The sequence below is a fragment of the Pseudomonas sp. PS01301 genome, from assembly GCF_029960215.1.
GTDB classification, from domain to species: domain Bacteria; phylum Pseudomonadota; class Gammaproteobacteria; order Pseudomonadales; family Pseudomonadaceae; genus Aquipseudomonas; species Aquipseudomonas coleopterorum.
In genome coordinates this window covers 1-255 of sequence record NZ_JASCPM010000162.1, presented here as the reverse complement: position 1 = coordinate 255, position 255 = coordinate 1, and the positions used below count along the sequence as shown (strand labels likewise).

General features: G+C 59.6%; 1 protein-coding gene. It reads right to left on the bottom strand.

Annotation, left to right across the window (positions count from 1 at the left end; translation table 11 throughout):
* Nucleotides 1–255, bottom strand: a 255-nt coding sequence (locus QMX89_RS22930) for a hypothetical protein (RefSeq protein WP_282349969.1), incomplete at both ends; no start/stop codon positions are given.

Sequence of the window (255 nt, the reverse complement as noted above, 5' to 3'; positions counted from 1 at the left end):
TGGAAGAACAGCTCCCAGAAGTAGAGGCCGTTGGCGCCCTTGAAGTCCATGAACGGCTGATTGCCGGACTCGGCCAATGCCGGCTCGGGTAGGTGCTGGGTTTCCCAGGACAGCAGGTTTTCCAGGGCGATGTTGGCACGCTCGATCAGGTTGCGGGCGAACAGGGTGTTCATGCGTATCGGCTGGCGATCAGCATTGTTCTGGTCATTACTGGCGATGGTGGAGCCGGTGAAGTCGATGTACTCGGCAGTGCCC